Source organism: Aliiroseovarius sediminis (assembly GCF_022678485.1).
GTDB lineage: Bacteria > Pseudomonadota > Alphaproteobacteria > Rhodobacterales > Rhodobacteraceae > Aliiroseovarius > Aliiroseovarius sediminis.
In genome coordinates, this window is sequence record NZ_JALBYP010000028.1 from 61,222 (window position 1) to 84,457 (window position 23,236).

The window sequence follows — 23,236 nt, forward strand, 5'->3', positions numbered from 1 at the left end:
GGCAGGCCAGATGCGGTTCGGGCGGTGGTCGCCTAGTTGCGATCACGCAATTTTCCAAACAACCGGCCCATCGAAAACGACGTGCGCGGTGTATAGGTGTAGGGCGTGCGAACCTCGCGGGTCGGGCGCTGGTGGCTGCGCGCCAGCCCGAAGATGATCAGGCCAAGATGTCCGGCCGCAATGAAGGCGAACAGGGCAGGGGGGCCAAACTGTTCGATCAATCCGGACGCTACCAAAGGCGAGGCGATGGCGCCGACGGCATAGAAGAACATCAACGCCGCCGACAATTCGACCCGTTCCGCGCGGGTGGCGAAATCGTTGGCATGGGCGGCCGAGACAGAAAAGATCGGGAAGGTTGTAAATCCAAACAGTCCGGCCGTCACGAAGGCAGCGCTTTGCCCCATGCCAGACGCCATGACGGTGACGCCGCAGCTCAGGATGGCCGCTGCTGACAGGCCGATCAACACACCCCTGCGGTCATATCGGTCGGCCAGCCAGCCCACGGGCAACTGTGCCAACGCGCCGCCCAGCACGAAACTGGCCAGGAACCAAGCCAGTTGACCCGTGGCCAGACCGACCTCTTGGCCGTAAACCGGACCAATCATCCGAAACGCGGCCGAGGTGATGCCCGCCACGATCACCCCCGCCACCGCTAGGGGCGAACGTGTCCAGGCCAGCGCGGGGCGCAGGCGCGGCGCGCTGGGCGTTTCGGGTTGGGATGCGCGGGTCAGTGCCAACGGCAGGATGGCCGCACAACAGGTCAGGGCAAGCATATTGTAGGACACGTAATGCGCAGGCTCCAACACGCCGATCAATAGCTGCGCAGCCAGCGACCCGCCCAGATCGACAACGCGATAGCCGCCCATGGCGCGGCCTCGGGTTTCGTTGGTGATGCTGGCGTTCATCCATGCCTCGATCACCGTATATGCACCGGCGACGCTAAGGCCCGTGGCAATGCGCATGACCGCCCATGGCACCGGCGCGATCCACAGCATATGCGCCAACAGGCCAATCGCACCCATCGCCGTGAAGCCTGCAAAGGCACGCGCATGACCGACGGTGCCCATCAGGCGCGGTGCCCACCAGCACCCGATGAAAAAGCCAACGAAATGTGCAGATCCAAGCAGCCCGATCTCGGCCTTGGTGAAGCCAAGCTCCAACCCCGACACCGCGTCCAGCGGTCCAACCCCGCCCGAGCTAAGTTGCAGCAGGATCACAGAGAGCAACAGCGGCGCGAAAGAGATTAGAAAACGCATCAAAGCCTCGGAGGTTTAGACCAGCATCGGGGTTTTGCCCGGTAAGACTTGGCTGAAAACGACGCGGGGAATGGTGTCGTGTCGCATCTGCGACAAATCCGGCGTGGGGCTTGCGGGTCTTATAGGGGGCTGATATGCCCCCTGAAAGCCTGATGGAATTCATCAGATATCACCACCGTCCGCGAGACAAACAAGGAACCGGCCCGCGATCATGGATGGCGCCTCAATGAACAAAGCCCGGCTGGAAATCCGCGACCTTCACCGCAGTTTTGGCGGTCGACCAGTGGTCAGTGGCGTGTCGCTTGCATTGCAAGCAGGGCAGGTGACGGGGCTGTTGGGGCCGTCGGGCTGCGGCAAGTCCACGACGCTTCGCATTATCGCGGGCGTGGACCGGCAAACCTCGGGCGAGGTGTGGATCGACGGGCAGCAAGTCGCTGGCCCCAACGTGTTCCAACCGCCTGAAAAGCGCCATATCGGGCTGATGTTTCAGGATTTCGCACTGTTTCCGCATCTGTCGGTCGCTGACAACGTGGCATTTGGCCTGAAAGGCACGCGCACAGAAAAGCGGCTTCGGGTGCGCGAATTGCTGGAAAAGGTGGGGCTGGCACGGTTCATCGACAGTTATCCGCACGAGCTGTCGGGCGGCGAACAACAGCGCGTGGCGTTGGCCCGCGCACTTGCGCCGCGCCCGTCGATCATGCTGATGGACGAGCCATTCTCGGGCCTTGATAATCGTCTGCGCGACGGGATCCGCGACGAAACCCTTGGTATTTTGAAGGACGAAGGCGCCGCCGTCTTGCTGGTCACACACGAACCGGAAGAGGCGATGCGCATGGCCGACGAAATTGCCCTGATGCGCGACGGGCGGATCGTGCAGCGCGGTGCACCCTATAACCTCTATAACGCGCCGGTTGATCTGAAGGCGGCCGCTTTTTTTTCGGACGTGAATGTGATCACCGGGGTGGTGCAGGGCGCTTTGACCGAAACGGCGTTCGGGCAGTTTCTGGCGCCAGGTGTGCCAGATGGCGCGAAGGTGGACATTGTGATCCGACCGCAACATCTTAGGATCGACTTCGACCGCAGTGGCCGGGGGCCGAGCCCCACGCCAGACCACGGTGTTTGGGCGCGCGCGCGGGTTGATCGGGCGCGCTTCATCGGCAAGGAAAGCCTTGTCGATTTCCGGATGGAGGGGAATGGCTCGATCCTGACCGCCTCGGTTTCGTCCGTATTCCTGCCGGCGAAAGACACTCCGCTTTGGATTGCGATCCGGCGCGACCGGTGTTTCGTGTTTCGCCACGGTGACGTACCGGGTGTGGATGAGGGGCCGTCCTGATGAAGGTCCCGCGTGCGCGAACCGCTGGTGAAGGGTCGTGTTCGAACTCAAAGGATCATCCGCGTGACAGTCGAAACGGCAGATTTTCACCCGAATCGCAGGGGCATCCCGGCTGATCGGTCGGTGCGCGGGCATTTTGCGTATCATTTTCCCGACAGATTTGCGCTTTGGGGCTTTGAACTTGCCGCGCGAAGCAATAAATGTCGTGGGCGTTACAGATCACGGGGGGTTCAGTGCCCCTCTGTCGAGGGAGAATACAATGCTCAACAATATCGGCCTTCCGGGCCTTCTGCTGATCGCGATCGTCGTTCTTGTGCTGTTTGGCCGGGGCAAGATTTCGTCGCTGATGGGCGAAGTCGGCAAAGGCATCACCGCGTTCAAAAAAGGCGTTGATGACGGCAAAAAAGAGATCGAAGATGAAGCCGCAGACGTCGCAAAGGACGTCACCCCAGAGAAAGACAAGGAAAACGCGTAAGCCGCGACCGTTAGGGGGCGCAGCCCATGTTTGATATCGGGTTTTCCGAGCTTCTGTTGATCGGGGTCGTTGCCTTGATCGTGGTTGGTCCAAAAGACCTGCCTGGCATGTTTCGCACGCTGGGCCGGTTCACTGCGCGTGCGCGCCAGATGGGGCGTGAGTTCAGTCAGGCGATGAATGATGCGGCGGATGAATCCGGCGCCAAGGACATCGCCGATACGTTCAAATCCGCAACCTCATCAAAAGCGATGGGATTGGACGCGTTGAACAAAGCCGCCGACGGGTTTGAAAAATGGGACCCCGCCAAGTCATTACGCGACAAGACCGATGACGATCCCACCCTGAAGTCGCGCAAGTCTGATCCCGAGACCGCGAAGAAAGACGCGGACGCGGCGCGCCAGGCGGATATGTTGAAGGTAAAAACCCCGCCGTCGAAGCGACCGACCGAACGGACCATTGGGCAACCGGACGATGCCGCCGCCCCGGCAAACCAACCGGCAACCAAACCTGAGGTATCGAAACCCGCTGGGACTCGCAAAGCTGCCCCCAAGAAACCCGCCGCGAAAAAGGCGGACCCCAACAAGCCGACGGCCGCATCCAAGGCGAAGGCCAAGGCCAAACCTACGGACACGTCTGACGGATGAGCGACACTGAACAGATTGAGGACAGCTCGGCCCCGCTGATCGAGCATCTTACTGAATTGCGCACGCGTCTGATCCATTCTGCGCTGGCCTTTGTCGTCGCGATGGTGATCTGCTTCACCGTTTGGAACCCGATCTTCAACTTTTTGACCGAACCGCTCTGCACGACCATGGCTGAACGCGGCCAAGACCAATGCGGGCTGATCTTGATCAAGCTGCAGGAAGGTTTCTTTGTCGCAATCTCTATCTCGTTGTTTGGGGGGCTTGTGCTGGCCTTCCCTTACATCAGTTATCAGCTGTGGCGGTTCGTGGCGCCGGGACTGTACAAGTCCGAGAAAAGCGCCTTCTTGCCCTTCATGATCGCATCGCCCGCGATGTTTTTTCTGGGCGCGTCTTTTGCTTTTTATGTCGTTATGCCGCTGGCGTTCGACTTTTTCCTGGGCTTCCAGCAAGCGGGAACAGTGGGTGAAACGGATGTTGCGGCCTCGATTGATTTTCAGGGGTCGGTTCAGGAATATCTGCGTCTGACAATCAAATTCATCGTGGCCTTCGGACTGTGTTTTCAGCTTCCCGTTCTTCTGACCCTAATGGGCAAGGCGGGATTGGTCAGCGCGCAGGGACTTTCTGACATGCGTAAATATGCGGTCGTGGCGATCCTGGTTCTGGCCGCGCTGGTCACGCCGCCGGACGTCATCACGCAGGCGATCCTGTTCGTGGTTGTTTACGGGCTTTATGAGATCTCGATTCAGTTGGTGAAACGGGTCGAGAAGAAGCGCGAAGCCGAACTCCGCGAGCAAGGCTTGTGGTTCGAGGATGACGAGGACGAGGCGGACGAAGACGAGTTGATGGCCGAATTTGACGTGGACGAAGACGATCCGGGCGAGGCGGAGAAGGGATCATGAACGACATCGACGCGTTGAGCCGTATCGCGGACGCGCTGGACCGCATGTCGCCGCCGCCACTGTCCGCCCCCGACTTTTCGACCGCAGATGCCTTCGTCTGGCACACGGCGCCTGACCGATTGGAGCCTGTGACCAGGGTCAATCGCGTCGCCATCGAGCTTCTGATCGGCGTCAATCGTTCGCGCGACACGTTGCTTGAAAATACGCTGCAATTTGCCCGCGGCCTGCCCGCCAACAACGCGCTTCTGTGGGGCGCGCGCGGGATGGGGAAATCGTCGCTGGTCAAAGCGGTTCATGCCGAGGTTCTGAAACGGGGCGAGGCGCTGAAGATCGTCGAGGTGCAGCGCGAAGATCTGCCCTCGATCAGTCGTTTGCTAGGTCTGTTGCGCGATGCCCCGCACCGGTTCCTGCTGTTCTGCGATGATCTGAGCTTCAGCCATGACGACCAGCATTACAAAAGCCTGAAGGCGGTTCTGGATGGCGGGATCGAGGGGCGGCCGGATAATGTGGTGTTTTATGCCACGTCGAACCGCCGCCACCTGATGCCCCGCGACATGATCGAGAACGAACGATCATCCGCGATCAACCCCTCCGAGGCGGTGGAAGAGAAAGTGTCGCTGTCCGACCGGTTTGGGTTGTGGTTGGGCTTCCATCCCTGCGATCAGGATGAATACCTCGCCATGATTCGGGGATATTGCGATGCCTATGGTGTCACGATTGATGATGACACGTTGCGCGCCGAAGCTATTGAATGGCAAGCGACACGCGGGGCGCGGTCGGGTCGAGTAGCGTGGCAGTATTTCGTTGATCTGGCCGGGCGCAAAGGCGTGGCACTGGGGTAAGGGGCAGGGGCTTTGCCCCTCTGCGCGTGCGCGCATTCACCCCAGGATATTTTCAGCCAGAAGAAACATGAATTCAGACGAGGTTGCCGTCTGCTGTGATCCGTGTTTTGCCGCGCAGGTAGGGATGCAGGGCATCCGGCAGGTTCACCGATCCATCTTGCTGTTGGCCGTTTTCCAGCACTGCGATGAGCGCGCGGCCGACGGCGAGGCCTGAGCCGTTCAATGTATGCACAAATTGTGGCTTTCCGCCATCTGCGGGTTTGTATCGGGCATTCATACGACGGGCTTGGAAGTCACCTGCAAGCGAAACTGAGCTGATTTCGCGGTACTGGTTCTGGCCCGGCAGCCAGACCTCGATATCGTGGGTGCGTTTCATGCCGAAGCCCAGATCGCCGGTGCACAGCACGACGGTGCGATAGGGAAGACCGAGGCGTTCCAGGATGTCCTCGGCGCAGCGTGTCATCCGCTGGTGTTCTGCCTGCGAGGTGTCGGGGCGGGTGATCGACACCATTTCGACCTTCTCAAACTGGTGCTGACGCAGCATGCCTGTGGTGTCGCGCCCCGCGGAACCGGCTTCAGACCGGAAGCACTGGGTATGGGCGACATAGCGGCGGGGCAGGTAGCTGTCTTCGACCGTGACGCCGTTCACGATGTTGGTCAGGGTGACTTCGGCGGTGGGCACCAGCCACCAGCCGTTGGTGGTCTGATAGCTGTCGTCGCCGAATTTCGGCAGTTGGCCCGTGCCATACATCATCTCTTCCTTGACCAGCACGGGCGTCCATGTCTCGGTCAGGTTGTTTTCTTCTGTGTGCACGTCCAGCATGAACTGGGCCAATGCGCGGTGCAGGCGGGCCACTGCGCCCGACAACACCATGAAACGCGATCCCGACAATTTGGCGGCGGTCTCGAAGTCCATGCCGGATTTGACCGCGGGCAATTCGTAATGCTCCAGCGGTTCGAAGTCGAAGGTGGCGGGCGTGCCCCAGCGGTTGATTTCGACGTTGTCGTTTTCGTCATTGCCATCGGGGACATCATCACCGGGAATGCTGGGCAGACCCATCAGCAGGTCGGTCAACTTCGTGTCCAGCGCCTTGGCTTCGTCATTCAGCTTGGCGATTTCGGATTTTTTGTCGGCCACCAGCGCGCGCAGGCGTTCAAACTCCGCTTCATCGCCCGATGCTTTCGCCGCGCCAACCAATTTCGCCGCCTTGTTGGCGTCCGCCTGCGCGGTTTCAGCTGCTAGAATCGAGGCGCGCCTGGCTTCGTCCAATGCAAGGATTTCGCCCGACATCGGCGACAGGCCACGGCGGGCCATGCCCGCGTCGAAAGCTTCGGGATCGTCGCGGATCAGACGGATATCATGCATGGATCGCTCCTTTATTTTGCTTAACCGGCATATGCCAGAAGGGTGCGCGCGGGGGAAGGGGGAATGATCGCTTTCGCTTGCTGGACAACCCCCCGACCCGCATATAGTGTGCGCCAACGATTTTGGGGCCGAGGCCCGCTTGAAAAGGGATATCTACATGTTTGCCACTCCTGCTTTTGCACAGGCCGCGGGCGCGCCCACCGGGGGGCTTTTAAATTCAATGCTGGTGCCGATGCTGTTGGTGTTTGCGATCATGTACTTTTTCATGATCCGTCCGCAGCAGAAGAAGGTGAAAGAACATCAGGCAATGCTGGGCGCGTTGCGAAAAGGGGATCAGGTGATCACGCAGGGCGGTCTGATCGGCAAGGTCCTGAAGATCAAGGACGACAATGAGGTTGAGGTCGAAATTTCAACTGGCGTCAAAGTGCGTGTCGTTCGGTCAACTATCGTCAAAGTGATGGGCAAGACCGAACCGGTCGAAAGCTGATCCGAGGCGGTTAGGGCCGCCGAACAGACAATATATCAAACCTTATAAGGCAGGGGCTTATGCTTCAAATCGCGACTTGGAAACGTCTTGTGATCTGGGGGCTGACGGCCCTTGGCTTGTATTTTGCAGCGCCCAACGGCTTTTACAGCCGCGTTGAGCAGCATAACGATGCGGTCTCAATGATCGAAACGACGGGTGCCACTGCCGAGCTTGAGGCGGACCGATCGGCCTGGCCGGACTGGGCGCCCAATTCGCTGGTCAATCTGGGGCTGGACTTGCGCGGCGGCGCACATCTTTTGGCCGAAGTTCAGGTTGCCGATGTCTATGCCGCACGGATGGACAGTTTGTGGCCCGAGGTCCGCGATATCCTGCGCGATGAACGTGCGACCGTCGGCACGATCCGCCGTCAGGACGGGCCGGAGGACGAACTTCGCGTCAAGGTCTCGCAACCCGAGGGGCTGCCCAAAGCGATTGAAGCGGTCAAGAAACTGGCCCAGCCCGTGGTCAGCCTGTCGGGCGTCGGCTCGACCGATATCGAGGTCAAGGCCGGGCGCGAAGGCGAGTTGGTCGTCGCCCTGTCGCAGGCCGAGCAAGTCGCCACTGACAACCGCACCATTCAACAGACCCTTGAGATCATCCGCCGCCGAGTCGACGAGGTTGGCACCCGCGAACCCACTATTCAGCGGCAAGGCGACAACCGCATCTTGATTCAGGTGCCGGGGATTGGAAGTGCCTCGGAACTTAAGGAAATCATTGGTAAAACTGCCAAGCTGACATTCCATCCGGTCGTCAGCCGTACGACCGATGCGAACACGGCACCCGGGCCGCGCAACGTGATTTATCCATCACTGGATGAAACCGGCGTGTTCTATGTGCTGGAAAAAACTCCCGTCGTGTCGGGCGAGCAGTTGAATGACGCTCAGCCCGCTTTTGACCAGAACGGTCAGCCTGCGGTGAATTTCCGGTTCAACGTGTCGGGGGCACGTACGTTCTGCGACTATACCGGTGCCAATGTCGGCGCGCCGTTTGCGATTGTGTTGGACGAGGAGGTGATTTCTGCCCCCCGGATCAACGAACAGATTTGTGGCGGGTCGGGCATCATCACCGGCAACTTTTCGATCGAGGAATCGACCAATTTGGCGGTGCTTCTGCGGGCCGGTGCACTTCCGGCGGAACTGACCTATGTGGAAGAACGCACTATCGGCCCGCAACTTGGCCAGGACAGCATCGACGCGGGTAAGATCGCGTCGGTGGTGGCGTTTGTAGGCGTGCTGGTCTTTATGGTCGTTTCATATGGCTGGTTCGGGGTTATTGCCAACGTAGCCTTAATATTAAACGTCGGTATGATCTTCGGTCTTCTGTCGATGATCGGGGCCACGCTGACCCTGCCGGGGATTGCCGGCATCGTCTTGACCATCGGGATGGCCGTAGACGCGAACGTGCTGGTGTTTGAACGTATCCGGGAAGAGCTGAAATCCGGGCGCGGTCCGGCGCGTGCGATTGAACTTGGCTATGAAAAGGCGCTGTCGGCCATTTTGGATGCCAACATCACGACCTTCATCACGGCCGTTATCCTGTTCATCATGGGCTCTGGTCCGGTGCGCGGGTTCTCGGTTACGTTGGCGTTGGGGATCATCACGTCGGTCTTTACCGCGATCTTCCTGACCCGCCTGATGCTGGTCATGTGGTTTGAACGTAAACGCCCCCGCAAGCTTGAAATCAAGGGCCTGCAATTGGCGCCAAAGAATCGCGTCTTTGATTTCTTTCGCCGCTCGATTGTGGCGCTGGGGGCGTCGGGTGCGATGATGGTGGCCTCGGTCATTCTGTTTCTGGTCATTGGCCTGAATTTCGGCATCGACTTCCGGGGCGGCACGACGATCCGTACGGAAAGCACGCAGGCGGTGGATGTGGGCGAATACCGCGACGCATTGGCGCCGCTGGGTCTTGGCGATATCTCGATTGCTCAAGTGTTTGACGTGAACTTCCGCGAGGATCAGCACGTGGCACAAGTCCGCATTGAGGCACAGGAGGGTGAAGAGGCCATTACGCCTGAGACCATTGAGATGATCGAACAGGCATTGATGCAAGTCGATCCGGCGATAACGTTCCCCAGCGTTGAAAGTGTTGGGCCGAAAGTTTCGGGCGAGCTGATCACAACCGCTGTGCTATCCGTTGTCGCAGCGATTGCGGCGGTGCTGGTTTATATTTGGCTCAGGTTTGAATGGCAGTTCAGTCTTGGGGCGGTGGCCGCGCTGGTGCATGACGTGGTGCTGACCATCGGGATATTTAGCCTGCTGGGCATCAAGTTCGACTTGGCGATCATAGCAGCCCTTCTGACCATCGTCGGCTATTCGCTGAATGACACTGTGGTTGTCTTTGACCGCGTGCGTGAAAACCTGCGCCGCTATAAGAAGATGGAGTTGAAGGAGGTTCTGAACCTGTCGATCAACGAAACGCTCTCGCGCACCTTGATGACCTCGATCACCACGCTTGTCGCGCTGATCGCGCTTTACGTGCTGGGCGGTGACGTGATCCGCGGCTTTGTTTTCGCGATGATCTGGGGCGTGATCGTCGGGACCTATTCCTCGATTTTCATTGCATCGACAATCCTGCTGAAACTGGGCGTGAAGCGCGACTGGTCGAAGCCTGACGCCAACGCAGGCAACCAATTCGCCGAGGTCAACGCCTGACACCAAGCAAATCCACGAGGTTCGATATGCAGTTCCACGAGGTTAAATACGACAGCGCCCAGCCGGTCGACAGCTATGGCCCGGGGTTCTTCCGGGTCGCGGGTCGGGTCATCAAGGGCGCCATGATCGTGACTGAGGATACGGCAATCAGTTGGGACGACCCCGATGACATTGCGCCACTTTTGGCGCTTGTCGGCAAGATTGACGTGTTGTTTTACGGCACCGGGGCCGACCCCGCCCATCCGCCCGCAGCACTTCGAGAGGCGATGGAAGACGCCGGAATCGGGGTCGAGGCAATGGCCTCTGCGCCAGCCTGCCGCACCTATAATGTGCTATTGTCCGAGGGGCGGCGCATTGCGCTGGCCGCCCTTCCGGTCTAAGGCTTCTGACATGGAAATGAAGGTCGACAACCTATCCGTCGCACGCGGCGGTGTTCCGGTGCTCGAAGGGGTGAACTTCACGCTGGGGGCCGGGCAGGTCATGATCCTGCGCGGGCCGAACGGATCGGGAAAAACGACGCTGTTGCGCACACTTGCCGGGCTGCAACCGCCCTTGGCCGGGCGCGTGTCGGCAGATCCTGAACAGATCACTTATGGCGCCCATGCGGACGGTTTGAAGGCCACCTTGACGGTCGCGGAAAACCTGCGCTTCTGGGCCTCGGTTCATGGGATCGACAGCATTTCCGCCGCTGTGGCTGACTTCAATCTTCAGGGGCTGACCCACCGGCCCGCAGGCAACCTGTCGGCGGGACAAAAGCGGCGGCTGGGGCTGGCGCGACTTCTGGTCACAGGCCGCCCGATCTGGCTGTTGGACGAACCGACCGTGTCACTTGACGTGGCATCCGTCGGGCTATTTGCCGACGCGGTCCGCGCGCATGTCGCAGGCGGCGGGGCGGCCCTGATCGCCACCCATATCGACCTGGGGCTTCAAGCTGACACGTTCGACATCGGCCCGTTTCGCGCCGACGGTGTGCGTGGACGCAGCGGCCAGAATCGCGATGGCTATGCCGATTTCGACGAGGCATTTACATGATTGCCCTTCTGGTGCGCGACATGCGGCTTGCGATGCGTGCGGGCGGCGGCTTTGGCCTTGGGCTTGCGTTTTTCCTGATCGTCTCGACCCTTGTCCCGTTCGGCGTAGGACCCGAGGCCGCTATCCTGTCGCGCATCGCCCCCGGCATTCTGTGGGTCGGCGCGCTGCTGGCTTGCCTTCTGTCACTGGACCGTATTTTTCAGTTGGATTTCGAGGATGGATCCCTGGACCTGTTGGCCACCGCGCCGATCCCGATGGAAGGCACCGTCGCGATCAAGGCGCTGGCCCATTGGCTGGTCACGGGACTGCCCCTAACCTTGGCCGCGCCCGCCTTTGGGGCGTTGATGAACCTGCAATCGCCGGGACATTACTGGATTTTCGTAACCCTTCTGATCGGCACGCCTGCGCTGTCGATGATCGGCGCATTTGGGGCGGCACTGACGGTCGGGCTGAAACGTGGTGGACTGCTGTTGTCGCTGCTTGTCCTGCCACTCTACATCCCGACACTGATCTTCGGAGCCGAGGCCGCAACCCGCGGCACCGCTGGCCTGTCGGCGCTCACGCCCCTTCTGATCATGGCGGGGATCACCGCGGGCTCGGTCGCATTATTACCCTTCGCGGCGGCGTCGGCTTTGCGTATTAACCTGAGATAGGTCAAGTCGCGATCAGGAAACAGGCGCTATGGTCGCGAAAAACAACCTTCACCCAAACGCCACCGAATAGAGGAAGCAAATGTCACTTTGGGAATTCGCAAACCCGGTCAGGTTCATGGCGCTCAGCGGCAAGGTTCTGCCCTGGGTCATCGGTCTGACCGCGTTGACGTTGATACCGGGCCTGATCTGGGGTTTCTTCTTTACACCAGAAGCCGTAAATTTCGGCAATTCAGTCAAGATCATCTATGTTCATGTCCCGTCCGCGATGATGGCCATCAACATCTGGGTCATGATGCTTGTCACATCGCTGATCTGGATCGTGCGCCGTCACCATGTCTCGGTGCGCGCCGCCAAAGCGGCGGCTTTGATTGGTGTCACCATGACTGTGATCGCGCTGATCACCGGCGCCATCTGGGGCGAACCGATGTGGGGCACCTATTGGGCGTGGGACCCGCGGCTGACCAGTTTCCTGATCCTGTTCCTGTTCTATCTGGGCTACATGGCGCTGTGGGCCGCGATCGAGAACCCGGATACCGCTGCCGATCTGACATCGGTCCTGTGTATTGTGGGGTCGGTCTTTGCCTTGCTTAGTCGCTATGCGGTAAACTTCTGGAACCAAGGCCTGCACCAGGGCGCATCCCTGTCTATGGATAAGGAAGAACACGTGGCGGATGTCTATTACCTGCCGTTACTGCTGTGCCTCGCGGGCTTTGTCCTGCTGTTCATCGCGCTTGTTCTGATCCGCACCCGCACTGAACTGCGCTTGGTCCGCCTGCACCGTTTGGAAATCCGTGAAAGGATGAAAGATGCTTGAGCTTGGCAAATACGCAGACGCGATCCTGTCATCTTGGGGCGCTACTCTCGCACTTTTGATCGCCTTAATCCTTGTCACTTGGCGCCGTTCGGTCCAAGTGAAGAAAGCACTTCATACGGCTGAGAAAAGGGCGTCGGGCAATGGCTGAAGAAAAGAAAAAAGGGATTTCGTGGCTGATGCTGTTGCCACCGGTGCTGTTCATCGGTCTGGCGGTGATGTTTCTGTGGGGCATGAACCAGAGCGATCGCAATACCCTGCCGTCAACCCGTGAAGGAAATATGGCACCCGCGCTGCAACTTACCGCTTTTGAGGGGGGCGAGGGGTTCACCCAAGAAGACCTGACCTCGGGCGGTGTGAAGCTGGTGAACTTCTGGGCCAGCTGGTGCGGCCCGTGCCGTGCTGAACACCCGCAGCTAGAAACGTTGGCGGACGAAGGTGTGGTGATCAACGGCATCAACTACAAGGATGACCCGGCCAACGCGCGCCGCTTCCTTGCCCAACTGGGCGACCCTTATGCCAAGTTGATGGCAGATGCGGACGGGCGCACGGGGTTGGAATGGGGATTGTATGGCGTGCCTGAAACTTTCATCATTGCCGCAGATGGCACCGTGGTGAAACGCTTTGCCGGCCCCATCACCGAAAGTATTCTGGAAAGCGTAATTCGCCCCGCGATCGAAGAAGCTGCCAGCCGCTAGCCCGAGATCGCAAGCAGCAGGATGAACACGCTGAATGCGATGGCTTCAAGGATCGGCTGTGGGATATGGCGCAGATATTTATACATCGAATTTCTTTTGCTGTATGCGTTCGCAAGTATCGTTCGGTACTGCCCGAATAACTCTTCCTGAAAAAACCAAAATAATATGTATGACACAGTGAAGCAGATCGCTTCCGTATTGGCCAGTGGCCTGGCAAAGATGCCGTGGATGTGGGCGCCCATGGGCGGAAACTTGCCCGAATTGAAGCGTGCCCGCCATGGGATATGGCTTGTCCGATGTGGAGTCAGCCAAGGCGTTCAGAATTCACCGTGCCAAACAAAAGAACGCGCCCCGCGAAGGGGGCGCGTTCAATTCGTTACCTTCCGAAAACCTTACGACTTGGCAAGGTTGCGCAACACGTAGTGAAGGACGCCGCCGTTCTTGACGTAGTCGATTTCGACCTCGGTATCGATCCGGCATTTCAGCTCGATGGTCTTGGTGCTGCCATCGGCATATGTGATGTCACACGGTACGTTTGACAGGGGTTTCAGCTCGCCCTCAAGCCCTGTGATCGATACGATCTCATCCCCGGTCAGGCTCAAGGATTTGCGCGTGTCACCGCCGGTGAATTCGAACGGGATCACGCCCATGCCAACCAAGTTGGAGCGGTGGATACGTTCAAACGATTCGGCGATTACGGCTTTCACGCCCAGCAGGCTTGTACCCTTGGCTGCCCAGTCACGTGACGATCCGGCACCATACTGTTCGCCACCAAAGACGACCAGTGGCGTGCCTGCGTCCTGATAGGCCATCGAGGCGTCAAAGATCGACGTTTGTTTGCCATCCGGCCCCTTAGTATAGCCGCCTTCGACTCCGTCCAGCATCTCGTTCTTGATGCGGATGTTGGCGAAGGTTCCGCGCATCATGATCTCGTGGTTGCCGCGACGCGACCCATACGAGTTGAATTCGCGCGGGGCGACCTGACGTTCCGTCAGATACTGACCGGCAGGCGACGATACCGGGAACGACCCAGCAGGCGAGATGTGGTCGGTGGTGATCATGTCACCCAGCACCGCCAGCACCTTCGCACCTTCGATGTCCGAGATCACGCCGGCATCCTTCGACATGCCCTGGAAATAGGGCGGGTTCTGGATATAGGTCGACGTGGCCGGCCAATCATAGGTTTCGTCGCCCGTGGTTTCGACCGCTTGCCATTTGTCGTCGCCCTTGAAGACGTCGGCATATTTCGACTGGAACGCCTCGCGGGTGACGGTTTTTTCGACCAAATCCGCAATTTCTTGCGTGCTTGGCCACAGGTCTTTCAGATAGACGTCGTTGCCGTCCTTGTCCTGCGCGATCGGATCATTGGCGATGTCGATATTCATGTCACCTGCCAGCGCATATGCGACGACCAAGGGGGGTGATGCCAGATAGTTGGCGCGCACATCGGGCGAGATCCGCCCCTCGAAGTTGCGGTTGCCCGACAGGACTGAGGTCGCAATCAGGTCGCAATCGTTGATCGCCTTGCTGATTTCAGGCTCCAACGGACCAGAGTTACCGATGCAAGTGGTGCAGCCATAGCCGACAAGGTTGAAACCGATTGCGTCCAGATCTTCTTGCAGACCGGCGGCTTCAAGGTAAGCGGACACAACCTGCGACCCTGGCGCCAACGATGTTTTCACCCATGGTTTGCGGTTCAGGCCAAGTGCACGGGCTTTGCGTGCAACCAGACCAGCGCCGATCATTACATATGGGTTCGACGTATTGGTACACGACGTAATCGACGCGATGACGATGGAACCGTCATGCAACTGATAATTCTGATTTTCATCGGTTTGGCAGACAAAGCCACGACGGTGATGGCCGGCATCGCCGGGGATCGCGCGCGGCGCGGGCTGACCACCTTCGGCTTCCCAGCGACCCTTCTGCTTTTTATTTGCAGGGATGCCTGCGCGTTCGCCCTCAATGTATTCGGCAAAGGTCTTTGCGGCCTCGTCGAGCGGGATATGATCCTGCGGGCGTTTGGGTCCCGAGATCGCTGGAACGACGGTGCCCATGTCAAGGGACAGCGTGTCGGTATAAACCGGATTGTAGTTGGCGTCGCGCCAGAAACCGTTTTCCTTGGCATAGGCTTCAACCAGCGCAATGCGATCATCGTCGCGCCCAGTGGTGCGCAGATAGCGCAGTGTTTCATCGTCAATGGGGAAGAAACCACATGTTGCGCCATATTCAGGTGCCATGTTGGCAATCGTCGCCCGATCAGCCAGCGGCAGTTTGTCCAGACCTTCGCCATAGAATTCGACAAATTTGCCCACAACACCTTTTGCGCGCAGCATCTCGACGACCCGCAGCACAAGGTCGGTGCCAGTCGTGCCTTCGACCATCTCCCCGGTCAGCTCAAACCCGATAACCTCGGGGATCAGCATGGAAATGGGTTGGCCAAGCATCGCGGCTTCGGCCTCGATCCCGCCAACGCCCCAGCCAAGAACGGCCAAGCCGTTGACCATGGTGGTGTGGCTGTCGGTGCCGACAAGCGTGTCGGGGTATGCGACCTGTTCGCCATTCTGGTCTTCATCGCTCCAGACGGTTTGCGCCAGATATTCCAGATTCACCTGGTGGCAGATGCCGGTGCCGGGCGGTACCACACGGAAGTTGTTAAAGGCCGACTGACCCCATTTCAGAAACTGATAGCGTTCCATGTTACGTTCATATTCGCGATCCACGTTCATCTGGAACGCGCGTGGGTTGCCGAATTCGTCGATCATGACCGAGTGGTCGATGACCAGATCGACAGGGTTCAGCGGGTTGATCTTTTGCGCATCACCGCCCAGTTCCTTGATGCCATCACGCATCGCGGCAAGGTCAACGACGGCGGGAACGCCGGTGAAATCCTGCATCAATACGCGGGCCGGACGATAGGCGATTTCGCGGGGGTTCTTGCCGCCTTTATCGGCCCATTCAGAAAAGGCCTTTATGTCATCAATACTGACGGTGCGACCGCCGTCTTCGAACCGCAGCATGTTTTCCAGAACGACTTTCAGCGCGACCGGCAGTCGGGAAAAATCGCCAAGGCCTGCGGCTTCGGCAGCGGGAATAGAGTAGTAGGCAATCGAGGTGCCTCCGGCCTTTAGCGTCTTGCGCGCCTTGGCGGTATCTTGTCCAACGATGATGGTCATAAAATGGCTCCCTTATGGTGAGGATACAGGGTTGGGCTGCTTGCATTTGCCCCCAAAAGCGGGCGCGGTGCAAGGGGATTCCAAGTCGTTGTATACGATGGCACACCAGAAATCGACCCCAATCCCGACATATACGGGAATACTGTAACATACCCCTCGCAAAACGTTGATTGGCGGCGCTAGGGTGGGCGCGCTATCTAGGGTGTGATCCCGACGGAAAAGAGACCCGATGCGAGCTGTTCTGACCCTGTTCCTAGTCTGCGCAATATGGCTTGGCACCTTCCCCGCCACCGCACAAGACCGACCGCTAACGGTGGTCGAATTGTTCACCTCGCAAGGGTGTTCGTCCTGCCCGCCTGCCGATGCTCTGTTGGGAAAGCTGTCTGAATACGACGATATTCTGCCATTGGCCCTGCACGTGGATTATTGGGATTATATCGGCTGGAAAGACACGTTTGCCCAACCTGCCCATACCAAGCGGCAAAAGGCCTATGCTTACAGCTTCGGCACACGCTCGATCTACACGCCGCAAATGGTGATTGGCGGGGTTGACCAGGCGGTTGGTAGCCATGTGGTCAAGGTGATGGATGTCATTCACCGCCATCAGGAAAAAACGCCGGGCGTGGTGCTGCGCACTGACCAGACCGAAAGTGGCACCCCCTTATTGCGTGTCGCGGGGATGACGCGCCGGGATCTGCCGGGCAAGATCCTTGTGCAGCTTGTGCGGTTCATGCCGATTGCACAGGTCGATATCGGCAGGGGTGAGAATGCGGGCTTGTCGATCACATCAACCAACGTTGTCACCGAGATCGTCGCCTTCGGCATTTGGGACGGGGCCGAAGCGGTCGAGTATGAACTGCCCGACCCCATCGCGCCCAAGGGGCAGGCGGCGGCTGTCATCGTGCAGGCCGCCAAATCCGGTGGATACCCCGGCGAGATTCTGGCTGCGATCAGGCTGGAATGACCCACGCCGTCCTGTTATGAAATCCTCGAACGTGATCAGCGCGCGTCGGGTAGCTGCCAGCGGTTATGTATCCACAAGAACTGATCCATGTTCGCACGCACGCGGGCCTCAAGCCGATCGTTGAATTCCTGCATCATCGTTTCCGCATCGCTGTGGGCGATCGGTTCTTCGATCATGATGTCGAAATCCAAACCGTTCTGCTGCCGGATGGCAAAGGCCGGTATGAACAGCGCGTCGTATTTCAATGCCATTTCGGCAACCGCGAGCGTCGTCATGGCGGGGCGCCCGAAAAAGCTGAGCTTCGCCCCCTGATCTTCGCGCTGATCTGGAAGAATAGCCAGAAGCCCGCCTTTGCGCAGGTGTTTGACCATCTGGGCCATACCACGGCGGGATTGTTCAAAGGCTTTGCCTTCAAACCCTTCCATTCGGGCTTTGTAACTTTCGTTGAAATAGGCGTTGGACATCGGGCGATACAGCGCGCCCGTATTGTACCCAGCTTGTAATGCAACAGCGCGGGCAGCGTCGTAATTTCCGAAATGCCCCGAGATCACGATCGTTGGTCGGCCGTCTGCCTTTGCCTGTTCCAATGCGGCCAAGCCTGGACCAGACAATTTTGTGTTTTCCAACCGCTTAAAAAAAGCATCACCTGACCACATCTCGGCCAGAAAGCGCCCGGCATTGGTCAGAACCGCTGACACCAGTTTTTCGACATCGGCGGTGGGCATCTCAGGACAGGCTAGTGCCAGATTGTTGCGGATGCGCTTGTCATACCCCGCGATCGGACCAACCACATGCGCCGCGAGCCAGCCGACGGCAGGTAAGCGCCAGTGATAGGGCAACAGGCGAGGCAGGTTCAGGACGGCAGACAGCGCCACGTGGGTCAGATATGGCCCTACACCTCGTTTCTCTTGCACCATCTTGCCTGTCTCCAAAAGCGCGGTGATCGGGCATTGCGCGCGGGGCCTTCCATATCGGCACAGACATAACCGCAGCTGTGGATGCCCGCAAGACTGCGGGGCAGGACTATTGCTCCTCTTCCTCGATCAGGGTCAGTTCGCCCGTTACCTCAAGCGCGCGGACCTGGTTCACGATGTCGGTCATGGCGGCTTCGCCATCCTTCGCCTTTACCCTTCCGCGTTCGCTCATTTCTTCACGGATCTGTTCGGCCAGACGCTTGGACATTGCTCCAAGTATGAACTCGACCACATCTTCCAGTTGGTCGGTCGCGGCGGTCAGTGCGGTGACCAGCACCGCTTGATCGATATCCTTGGTGATCTTGGGGATGTCCGTAGGCTGCACCCGAGCGGGCAGATCGGCAAACGTGAAGATCGCTTTGCGCACGGCCGTGGCAAAGGCAGTGTCATCTTGATGAAGACCATCCAGTACATCGTCGCGCGTGGTCGCAGGCGAGGCATTCAGGATCGCCCCCACACGTTGTACGGGGTCCTCGTCAAACGCCTTCGGCGGCCGGGTGCCCAGTTGATCGGCCAATGATCTGCCAATCTTTTCAACAATTTCAGGAGATATTCCATCGGTTTGCGACACCGCATAGGCCAATTTTCGCGCCCGCGGACCCGGCAACTGCCCCAATAGATCGGCGGCGACCGTGACCTTCAGTTTGGACAATAGAACCGCCGCAACCTCGGTACTTTCTTCTTCCAATGTGGACAGTAGAAGCGGTGCATCAAGAGCGGCGATCTTGGCCCATGGATCACCGCACAGGTTGACCCCTGCGAGTTTGCGCACCCGCGCTGCCGTTGCCGGACTGATCGAGCCGTCCAGAATTGACAGGGTGTCTTCAATGCCGCCGGGAAAAGCCAGCCCGATATCTTCGATTTCATGTACAAATTCGTCGATCACGGATTTCAGTGTCGCGCGGTCAATGTAGCGCAAATCAGACATTTGGCGGATTAGTTCCGTCTGCAATCCCTCGGGCAGATCCTGAAGTGACAGCACTGCTCCTTCGGCCAAAAGCAGTCGCACGATGATCGCGGCTTTCTGTTTGCGCGACAGACCTGCAGACAAGCGACGCGACCGATCTGGCGGCGCGCGCCTAACGCTTGGGGTATGCCCTTCAGCGGCCATGCCCACATCTGTCGGCATGACGCTGGTATTTGCTATATCCGATGCGGTCAACGCGCAGCCTCTTCCATCTGGTTTTGTCCAGATTGCCACGGTTGAGTTAAGGCGAGCTTACCGCCCGATCGATTTTAGCTGGAAACGATGTCAACGCAGGCTTGCGCTCCGGCGTCCCAGACTTGACCAGCCTCGCAGCTTGCTGCGGTATGTTTGCCACGGTCGCAGCCCATGGCGACCGACAGCGTCGGTGTAACGGCCAGCACTAGCGCGCATATAAGGGTCTTGAATTGCATTCGGGGCCTCCTTTCCGAGCCCGAACTATAGCACAGGTCGCGCGTAGCCCCAAATTGAGGCCAGCGCGCGGGGATCAGTCGTTGCCAAAGACCCGTTTGAAGATGGTGTCCACATGCTTCGTGTGATAGCCAAGATCAAATTTTTCTTCGATCCCGTCTGCGCTCAGGGCTTTCACCACATCTTCATCAGCCAGAAGCTCCGCTTTGAAATCGCAGCCCGTTTCCCAGACCTTCAGCGCGTTGCGTTGCACCATACGATAAGCGTCTTCGCGGCTGACGCCGGCTTGGGTCAGCGCCAGCAGCACGCGCTGCGACATGACCAGACCGGGGAACTTGTTCATGTTGGCCATCATGTTTTCAGGATAAACCAACAGCTTGTCGACCACCCCGGTCAGACGCGCCAGTGCAAAATCAAGCGTGATCGTGGCGTCGGGGCCGATGTTGCGTTCGACCGAGCTGTGCGAAATGTCACGTTCGTGCCAAAGCGTCACGTTTTCCATTGCGGGCACCACGGTCATGCGCACCAGACGCGCCAAACCAGTAAGGTTCTCGGTCAGGACAGGGTTTTTCTTATGCGGCATGGCAGACGAGCCTTTTTGCCCCATCGAGAAGAATTCGGCGGCCTCCAGCACCTCGGTGCGCTGCATATGGCGGATTTCGGTGGCGATATTTTCGATCGAGCTTGCCACAACACCTAGCGCAGCAAAGAAGGCCGCATGACGGTCGCGCGGAATGACTTGTGTGCTGATTGGTTCCGGTTCCAGCCCCATTTGCTTGCACACATGTTCTTCGACTGCTGGGTCGATATTGGCAAACGTCCCGACCGCTCCTGAAATTGCACCTGTTGCGATTTCGTACCGCGCTTTTTCCAGACGGTTCAGGTTGCGATCCATCTCGGCATAGAAACGGGCAAACGTCAGGCCCATCGTCGTGGGTTCGGCGTGAATGCCATGGCTGCGGCCAATGCGGATTGTGTTCTTATGCTCATACGCGCGCTTTTTCAGCGCAGTGAGCAGGGCTTTCATGTCTTCGATCAGAATGTCGGACGCGCGGACGAGTTGCACATTGAAACAGGTGTCCAGAACATCGGACGAGGTCATGCCTTGATGCACGAAACGGGCTTCCTCGCTGCCGACGTGTTCTGCCAAGTGCGTCAGAAAGGCGATGACGTCATGTTTGGTTTCGGCTTCGATCTCATCGATGCGAGCGACGTCGAATTCGACATCTTTGGCTTTCCAGACCGCTTCGGCGTTTTCACGCGGGATCACACCCAGATTGGCCATTGCGTCGCAAGCGTGCGCCTCGATCTGATACCAGATTTTGAACTTGGTTTCGGGGGACCAGATGGCGACCATGTCGGGGCGGGAATAGCGAGGGATCATCGGCGGACCTTTTATCAATGAGAACAGTCGCCGCTTTCATAGACTGCCGCGATGCAGCGAACAAGAGAAAGGGGAAGTGGGGAAAGGGGCAAAGGGTAAAGGGGCGTTGCCCCTCTGCGCTACGCGCATTCACCCCAGGATATTTTAGGCCAGAAGAAAACGGGCTCAATCGTGACGTTGAGCGCCGTTTTCAGGTTGGCGCGATAATGGCCAAAGCGGATGTTGAGAACGCTGTGATGCAGTTCGCGCGTGTGGCCGTCCGGGTCGAGGAAATAAAGGGAAACGCCTTCGGAGGTGTTTCTCGTCAAAAAGGGGACGGATTGGCTGATCCGGGCGGCGAGCCTTTTCGAAATGGTCAGGCAGCAGGATAGGGTGATGTGGACATGGCCCGTGCAGGGCGTTACCTGTTCGGCGGATAGATTAACGCAAAGCCAAAGATCTCCAAGTTCAAGCTATGCCCCGTTCTGCCAACTTGCGCGCAAGTGTCCACCCAGTGCTTCGATACAGAAATGAATGGAAGTTGGAAGGTCTGACACTGCAGGATGATGGGGTTCACCCCGGTGATCGTTATCAGAACCCGCCGCCAGAGCCTTGTTGCCATTTCTGGACGAGATTTCCGAAGCGCGTGAATTGCGCCTCGAAGGACAGTTCGACCGTGCCGATTGGGCCGTGGCGTTGTTTGCCGATGATGACTTCGGCCTTGCCGTGCAGGTTGGACATTTCGTCCTGCCAAGCGGCCATGCGGTCAAGTTCGTGATCGCCGGGTTTTTCGCGTTCTTTGTAATACTCCTCGCGGAAGACGAACATGACCACGTCGGCGTCTTGCTCGATCGAGCCGCTTTCGCGCAGGTCGGACAATTGCGGGCGTTTGTCGTCGCGGCTTTCCACCTGACGGCTGAGCTGCGACAGGGCAATGACCGGGATGTTCAGTTCCTTGGCGATGGCTTTCATGCCCATCGAAATTTCCGCAATCTCGTTCACCCGGTTCTCGGCGGTGCCGCGGCACAGTTGCAGGTAGTCGATGATCAGCAGGTCGAGCCCATGGGTACGTTTCAACCGCCGTGCGCGGGCGGCCAATTGGCTGATCGGCAGCGCGGGCGTGTCGTCGATGAACAGCGGGCAACTTTCCAGTTCCTTGGCGGCATCGACAAAGCGGCGGAATTCGCCTTCGTCCATGTCGCCTTGACGGATCTTGTGGGATGAGATCTCGGACGCTTCGGCCAGGATACGGCCGGCCAGTTGTTCGGCCGACATCTCGAGCGAGAAGAAGCCGACCACTCCGCCGTCGATCGCGCCTTCGCTGCCATCGGGGCGGGTGCCTTTCTTGAAAGCCTTGGCCACATTGAACGCGATGTTGGTCGCAAGCGACGTCTTCCCCATCGAAGGACGCCCGGCCAAGATCAGAAGGTCCGACGGATGCAGCCCGCCCAGTTTGTCGTCAAGATCGGCCAGTCCCGTTGACACGCCCGCCAGCCCGCCTTCGCGTTGATAAGCGGCGTTGGCGACTTGAACTGCATCGGTTACGGCCTTGAGAAAGCTTTGAAATCCGCTGTCTGTCTGACCGGCTTCACCAAGTTTATAAAGCGCTTGTTCGGCCTCGACGATCTGTTCTTTCGGCTCGGACGAGATGTCGACCTTCTGCGCCTTGGTCGAGATGTCTTGACCCAACTGAATCAACTGACGACGGATGGCGAGGTCATAGATCATCTGCGCATAGTCGCGCGCCGCGAAGCTTGAAATTGCAGCGCCCGCAAGGCGCGCCAGATAGGCGGGGCCGCCAAGTTCTTTCAGGCCCTCGTCATCTTCCATGAACGCTTTCAGCGTCACAGGACTGGCCAGCGCATTCTTCGAGATGCGGCTGGCGGCGATTTCCCAGATGCGGGCGTGGACGGGCTCGTAAAAATGACCCGCATTGATGATCGAGGCAACGCGGTCATAGACGTCGTTATTGGTCAGGATCGCGCCCAGAAGCTGTTGTTCGGCTTCGATGTGATGGGGCAGCGCGTCTTGCACGGCATCCCCATCCGCGGGTTTTCCCGATGTGCCACCTTGCTGAAAGCCGCTAATCTCGTTCATCTGCTCGCCACCGCTTTGTTGGGTCCCTTTTTTGTAAACATGGTTCTACGCCGCCCGGTTGGATCACGCAAAATGTATGT

General features: G+C 58.6%; 23 protein-coding genes. 14 read left to right on the forward strand and 9 right to left on the reverse strand.

From position 1 onward, the window contains the following. Nucleotides 1-32: 32 nt before the first annotated feature. Nucleotides 33-1,256 carry an MFS transporter gene (locus MN186_RS08580; protein WP_242113966.1) on the reverse strand — a complete coding sequence of 408 codons (1,224 nt, stop codon included), beginning with the start codon at nucleotides 1,254-1,256 and terminating at the stop codon, nucleotides 33-35. A gap of 211 nt (nucleotides 1,257-1,467) precedes the next feature. Between MN186_RS08580 and MN186_RS08585 the strand changes: the two genes are divergently transcribed. The 5 genes from MN186_RS08585 to MN186_RS08605 all read left to right on the forward strand — a co-directional run bounded on the left by MN186_RS08585 (nucleotide 1,468) and on the right by MN186_RS08605 (nucleotide 5,449). Continuing rightward, nucleotides 1,468-2,589, forward strand: a complete 1,122-nt coding sequence (locus tag MN186_RS08585; protein WP_242113967.1) for an ABC transporter ATP-binding protein — start codon at nucleotides 1,468-1,470, stop codon at nucleotides 2,587-2,589. Between the two features lie 259 nt (nucleotides 2,590-2,848). After that, complete coding sequence (locus MN186_RS08590) at nucleotides 2,849-3,064, forward strand: twin-arginine translocase TatA/TatE family subunit (protein ID WP_242113968.1); 216 nt, start codon at nucleotides 2,849-2,851, stop codon at nucleotides 3,062-3,064. A 26-nt stretch (nucleotides 3,065-3,090) separates the two neighbouring features. Then, nucleotides 3,091-3,708, forward strand: a complete 618-nt coding sequence (gene tatB / locus MN186_RS08595; RefSeq protein WP_242113969.1) for a Sec-independent protein translocase protein TatB — start codon at nucleotides 3,091-3,093, stop codon at nucleotides 3,706-3,708. Continuing rightward, the gene (tatC, locus tag MN186_RS08600; protein ID WP_242113970.1) at nucleotides 3,705-4,607 is read left to right on the forward strand and encodes a twin-arginine translocase subunit TatC; all 903 of its coding nucleotides are present in this window, start codon (nucleotides 3,705-3,707) and stop codon (nucleotides 4,605-4,607) included. Before tatB ends, tatC begins: the two co-directional genes overlap by 4 nt. Beyond that, a complete protein-coding gene (locus MN186_RS08605; RefSeq protein WP_242113971.1) occupies nucleotides 4,604-5,449 on the forward strand; it encodes an ATP-binding protein in 846 nt (281 codons plus the stop codon). The genes tatC and MN186_RS08605 overlap by 4 nt, the downstream gene beginning before the upstream one ends. A 73-nt stretch (nucleotides 5,450-5,522) precedes the next feature. On the opposite strand, the gene serS is transcribed toward MN186_RS08605, so the two are convergent. After that, on the reverse strand, nucleotides 5,523-6,815 hold the full coding sequence (gene serS, locus MN186_RS08610; protein WP_242113972.1) for a serine--tRNA ligase: 1,293 nt from the start codon (nucleotides 6,813-6,815) through the stop codon (nucleotides 5,523-5,525). 157 nt (nucleotides 6,816-6,972) lie between these two features. Here serS and yajC point away from each other — a divergent pair, with 157 nt between their 5' ends. From yajC to MN186_RS08650, 8 genes are all read left to right on the forward strand, one after another. Beyond that, entirely contained in the window at nucleotides 6,973-7,302 is a 330-nt protein-coding gene (gene yajC / locus MN186_RS08615) for a preprotein translocase subunit YajC (protein WP_242113973.1), read from the forward strand. A 59-nt stretch (nucleotides 7,303-7,361) separates the two neighbouring features. Continuing rightward, nucleotides 7,362-9,992, forward strand: a complete 2,631-nt coding sequence (secD, locus tag MN186_RS08620; protein WP_242113974.1) for a protein translocase subunit SecD — start codon at nucleotides 7,362-7,364, stop codon at nucleotides 9,990-9,992. 26 nt (nucleotides 9,993-10,018) lie between these two features. Beyond that, nucleotides 10,019-10,372, forward strand: a complete 354-nt coding sequence (locus MN186_RS08625; RefSeq protein ID WP_242113975.1) for an Mth938-like domain-containing protein — start codon at nucleotides 10,019-10,021, stop codon at nucleotides 10,370-10,372. A 10-nt stretch (nucleotides 10,373-10,382) separates the two neighbouring features. Beyond that, a complete protein-coding gene (ccmA, locus tag MN186_RS08630; protein WP_242113976.1) occupies nucleotides 10,383-11,024 on the forward strand; it encodes a heme ABC exporter ATP-binding protein CcmA in 642 nt (213 codons plus the stop codon). Then, nucleotides 11,021-11,677: a heme exporter protein CcmB gene (ccmB, locus tag MN186_RS08635; protein WP_242113977.1), complete on the forward strand. Its 657-nt coding sequence runs from the start codon at nucleotides 11,021-11,023 to the stop codon at nucleotides 11,675-11,677. Before ccmA ends, ccmB begins: the two co-directional genes overlap by 4 nt. Nucleotides 11,678-11,756: 79 nt before the next feature. Continuing rightward, nucleotides 11,757-12,491: a heme ABC transporter permease gene (locus MN186_RS08640; RefSeq protein WP_242113978.1), complete on the forward strand. Its 735-nt coding sequence runs from the start codon at nucleotides 11,757-11,759 to the stop codon at nucleotides 12,489-12,491. After that, entirely contained in the window at nucleotides 12,484-12,639 is a 156-nt protein-coding gene (gene ccmD / locus MN186_RS08645) for a heme exporter protein CcmD (RefSeq protein WP_242113979.1), read from the forward strand. Before MN186_RS08640 ends, ccmD begins: the two co-directional genes overlap by 8 nt. Further along, entirely contained in the window at nucleotides 12,632-13,186 is a 555-nt protein-coding gene (locus tag MN186_RS08650) for a DsbE family thiol:disulfide interchange protein (protein ID WP_242113980.1), read from the forward strand. Before ccmD ends, MN186_RS08650 begins: the two co-directional genes overlap by 8 nt. A 392-nt stretch (nucleotides 13,187-13,578) precedes the next feature. On the opposite strand, the gene acnA is transcribed toward MN186_RS08650, so the two are convergent. After that, nucleotides 13,579-16,362 carry an aconitate hydratase AcnA gene (acnA, locus tag MN186_RS08655; RefSeq protein WP_242113981.1) on the reverse strand — a complete coding sequence of 928 codons (2,784 nt, stop codon included), beginning with the start codon at nucleotides 16,360-16,362 and terminating at the stop codon, nucleotides 13,579-13,581. Between the two features lie 229 nt (nucleotides 16,363-16,591). Here acnA and MN186_RS08660 point away from each other — a divergent pair, with 229 nt between their 5' ends. Beyond that, complete coding sequence (locus MN186_RS08660; RefSeq protein WP_242113982.1) at nucleotides 16,592-17,326, forward strand: DUF1223 domain-containing protein; 735 nt, start codon at nucleotides 16,592-16,594, stop codon at nucleotides 17,324-17,326. Nucleotides 17,327-17,361: 35 nt separating this feature from the next. On the opposite strand, the gene MN186_RS08665 is transcribed toward MN186_RS08660, so the two are convergent. From MN186_RS08665 to MN186_RS08690, 6 genes are all read right to left on the reverse strand, one after another. Continuing rightward, nucleotides 17,362-18,243, reverse strand: a complete 882-nt coding sequence (locus MN186_RS08665) for a lysophospholipid acyltransferase family protein (protein ID WP_289069579.1) — start codon at nucleotides 18,241-18,243, stop codon at nucleotides 17,362-17,364. A gap of 106 nt (nucleotides 18,244-18,349) precedes the next feature. Further along, the gene (locus tag MN186_RS08670; protein ID WP_242113984.1) at nucleotides 18,350-19,429 is read right to left on the reverse strand and encodes a flagellar motor switch protein FliG; all 1,080 of its coding nucleotides are present in this window, start codon (nucleotides 19,427-19,429) and stop codon (nucleotides 18,350-18,352) included. 107 nt (nucleotides 19,430-19,536) lie between these two features. Continuing rightward, on the reverse strand, nucleotides 19,537-19,698 hold the full coding sequence (locus tag MN186_RS08675) for a hypothetical protein (protein ID WP_242113985.1): 162 nt from the start codon (nucleotides 19,696-19,698) through the stop codon (nucleotides 19,537-19,539). Nucleotides 19,699-19,772: 74 nt separating this feature from the next. After that, on the reverse strand, nucleotides 19,773-21,080 hold the full coding sequence (purB, locus tag MN186_RS08680; protein ID WP_242113986.1) for an adenylosuccinate lyase: 1,308 nt from the start codon (nucleotides 21,078-21,080) through the stop codon (nucleotides 19,773-19,775). A 119-nt stretch (nucleotides 21,081-21,199) separates the two neighbouring features. Further along, entirely contained in the window at nucleotides 21,200-21,388 is a 189-nt protein-coding gene (locus tag MN186_RS08685) for a VOC family protein (RefSeq protein WP_242113987.1), read from the reverse strand. A gap of 262 nt (nucleotides 21,389-21,650) precedes the next feature. Beyond that, on the reverse strand, nucleotides 21,651-23,156 hold the full coding sequence (locus MN186_RS08690) for a replicative DNA helicase (protein WP_242113988.1): 1,506 nt from the start codon (nucleotides 23,154-23,156) through the stop codon (nucleotides 21,651-21,653). Nucleotides 23,157-23,236 lie beyond the last annotated feature (80 nt).

What these genes read in the sequence shown, in the direction of transcription:
- MN186_RS08580 (WP_242113966.1), bottom strand. Translation starts at nt 1,256, where the DNA reads ATGCGTTTTCTAATCTCTTTCGCGCCGCTGTTGCTCTCTGTGATCCTG.
- MN186_RS08585 (WP_242113967.1), top strand. Translation starts at nt 1,468, where the DNA reads ATGGATGGCGCCTCAATGAACAAAGCCCGGCTGGAAATCCGCGACCTT.
- MN186_RS08590 (WP_242113968.1), top strand. Translation starts at nt 2,849, where the DNA reads ATGCTCAACAATATCGGCCTTCCGGGCCTTCTGCTGATCGCGATCGTC.
- tatB (WP_242113969.1), top strand. Translation starts at nt 3,091, where the DNA reads ATGTTTGATATCGGGTTTTCCGAGCTTCTGTTGATCGGGGTCGTTGCC.
- tatC (WP_242113970.1), top strand. Translation starts at nt 3,705, where the DNA reads ATGAGCGACACTGAACAGATTGAGGACAGCTCGGCCCCGCTGATCGAG.
- MN186_RS08605 (WP_242113971.1), top strand. Translation starts at nt 4,604, where the DNA reads ATGAACGACATCGACGCGTTGAGCCGTATCGCGGACGCGCTGGACCGC.
- serS (WP_242113972.1), bottom strand. Translation starts at nt 6,815, where the DNA reads ATGCATGATATCCGTCTGATCCGCGACGATCCCGAAGCTTTCGACGCG.
- yajC (WP_242113973.1), top strand. Translation starts at nt 6,973, where the DNA reads ATGTTTGCCACTCCTGCTTTTGCACAGGCCGCGGGCGCGCCCACCGGG.
- secD (WP_242113974.1), top strand. Translation starts at nt 7,362, where the DNA reads ATGCTTCAAATCGCGACTTGGAAACGTCTTGTGATCTGGGGGCTGACG.
- MN186_RS08625 (WP_242113975.1), top strand. Translation starts at nt 10,019, where the DNA reads ATGCAGTTCCACGAGGTTAAATACGACAGCGCCCAGCCGGTCGACAGC.
- ccmA (WP_242113976.1), top strand. Translation starts at nt 10,383, where the DNA reads ATGGAAATGAAGGTCGACAACCTATCCGTCGCACGCGGCGGTGTTCCG.
- ccmB (WP_242113977.1), top strand. Translation starts at nt 11,021, where the DNA reads ATGATTGCCCTTCTGGTGCGCGACATGCGGCTTGCGATGCGTGCGGGC.
- MN186_RS08640 (WP_242113978.1), top strand. Translation starts at nt 11,757, where the DNA reads ATGTCACTTTGGGAATTCGCAAACCCGGTCAGGTTCATGGCGCTCAGC.
- ccmD (WP_242113979.1), top strand. Translation starts at nt 12,484, where the DNA reads ATGCTTGAGCTTGGCAAATACGCAGACGCGATCCTGTCATCTTGGGGC.
- MN186_RS08650 (WP_242113980.1), top strand. Translation starts at nt 12,632, where the DNA reads ATGGCTGAAGAAAAGAAAAAAGGGATTTCGTGGCTGATGCTGTTGCCA.
- acnA (WP_242113981.1), bottom strand. Translation starts at nt 16,362, where the DNA reads ATGACCATCATCGTTGGACAAGATACCGCCAAGGCGCGCAAGACGCTA.
- MN186_RS08660 (WP_242113982.1), top strand. Translation starts at nt 16,592, where the DNA reads ATGCGAGCTGTTCTGACCCTGTTCCTAGTCTGCGCAATATGGCTTGGC.
- MN186_RS08665 (WP_289069579.1), bottom strand. Translation starts at nt 18,243, where the DNA reads ATGGTGCAAGAGAAACGAGGTGTAGGGCCATATCTGACCCACGTGGCG.
- MN186_RS08670 (WP_242113984.1), bottom strand. Translation starts at nt 19,429, where the DNA reads ATGCCGACAGATGTGGGCATGGCCGCTGAAGGGCATACCCCAAGCGTT.
- MN186_RS08675 (WP_242113985.1), bottom strand. Translation starts at nt 19,698, where the DNA reads ATGCAATTCAAGACCCTTATATGCGCGCTAGTGCTGGCCGTTACACCG.
- purB (WP_242113986.1), bottom strand. Translation starts at nt 21,080, where the DNA reads ATGATCCCTCGCTATTCCCGCCCCGACATGGTCGCCATCTGGTCCCCC.
- MN186_RS08690 (WP_242113988.1), bottom strand. Translation starts at nt 23,156, where the DNA reads ATGAACGAGATTAGCGGCTTTCAGCAAGGTGGCACATCGGGAAAACCC.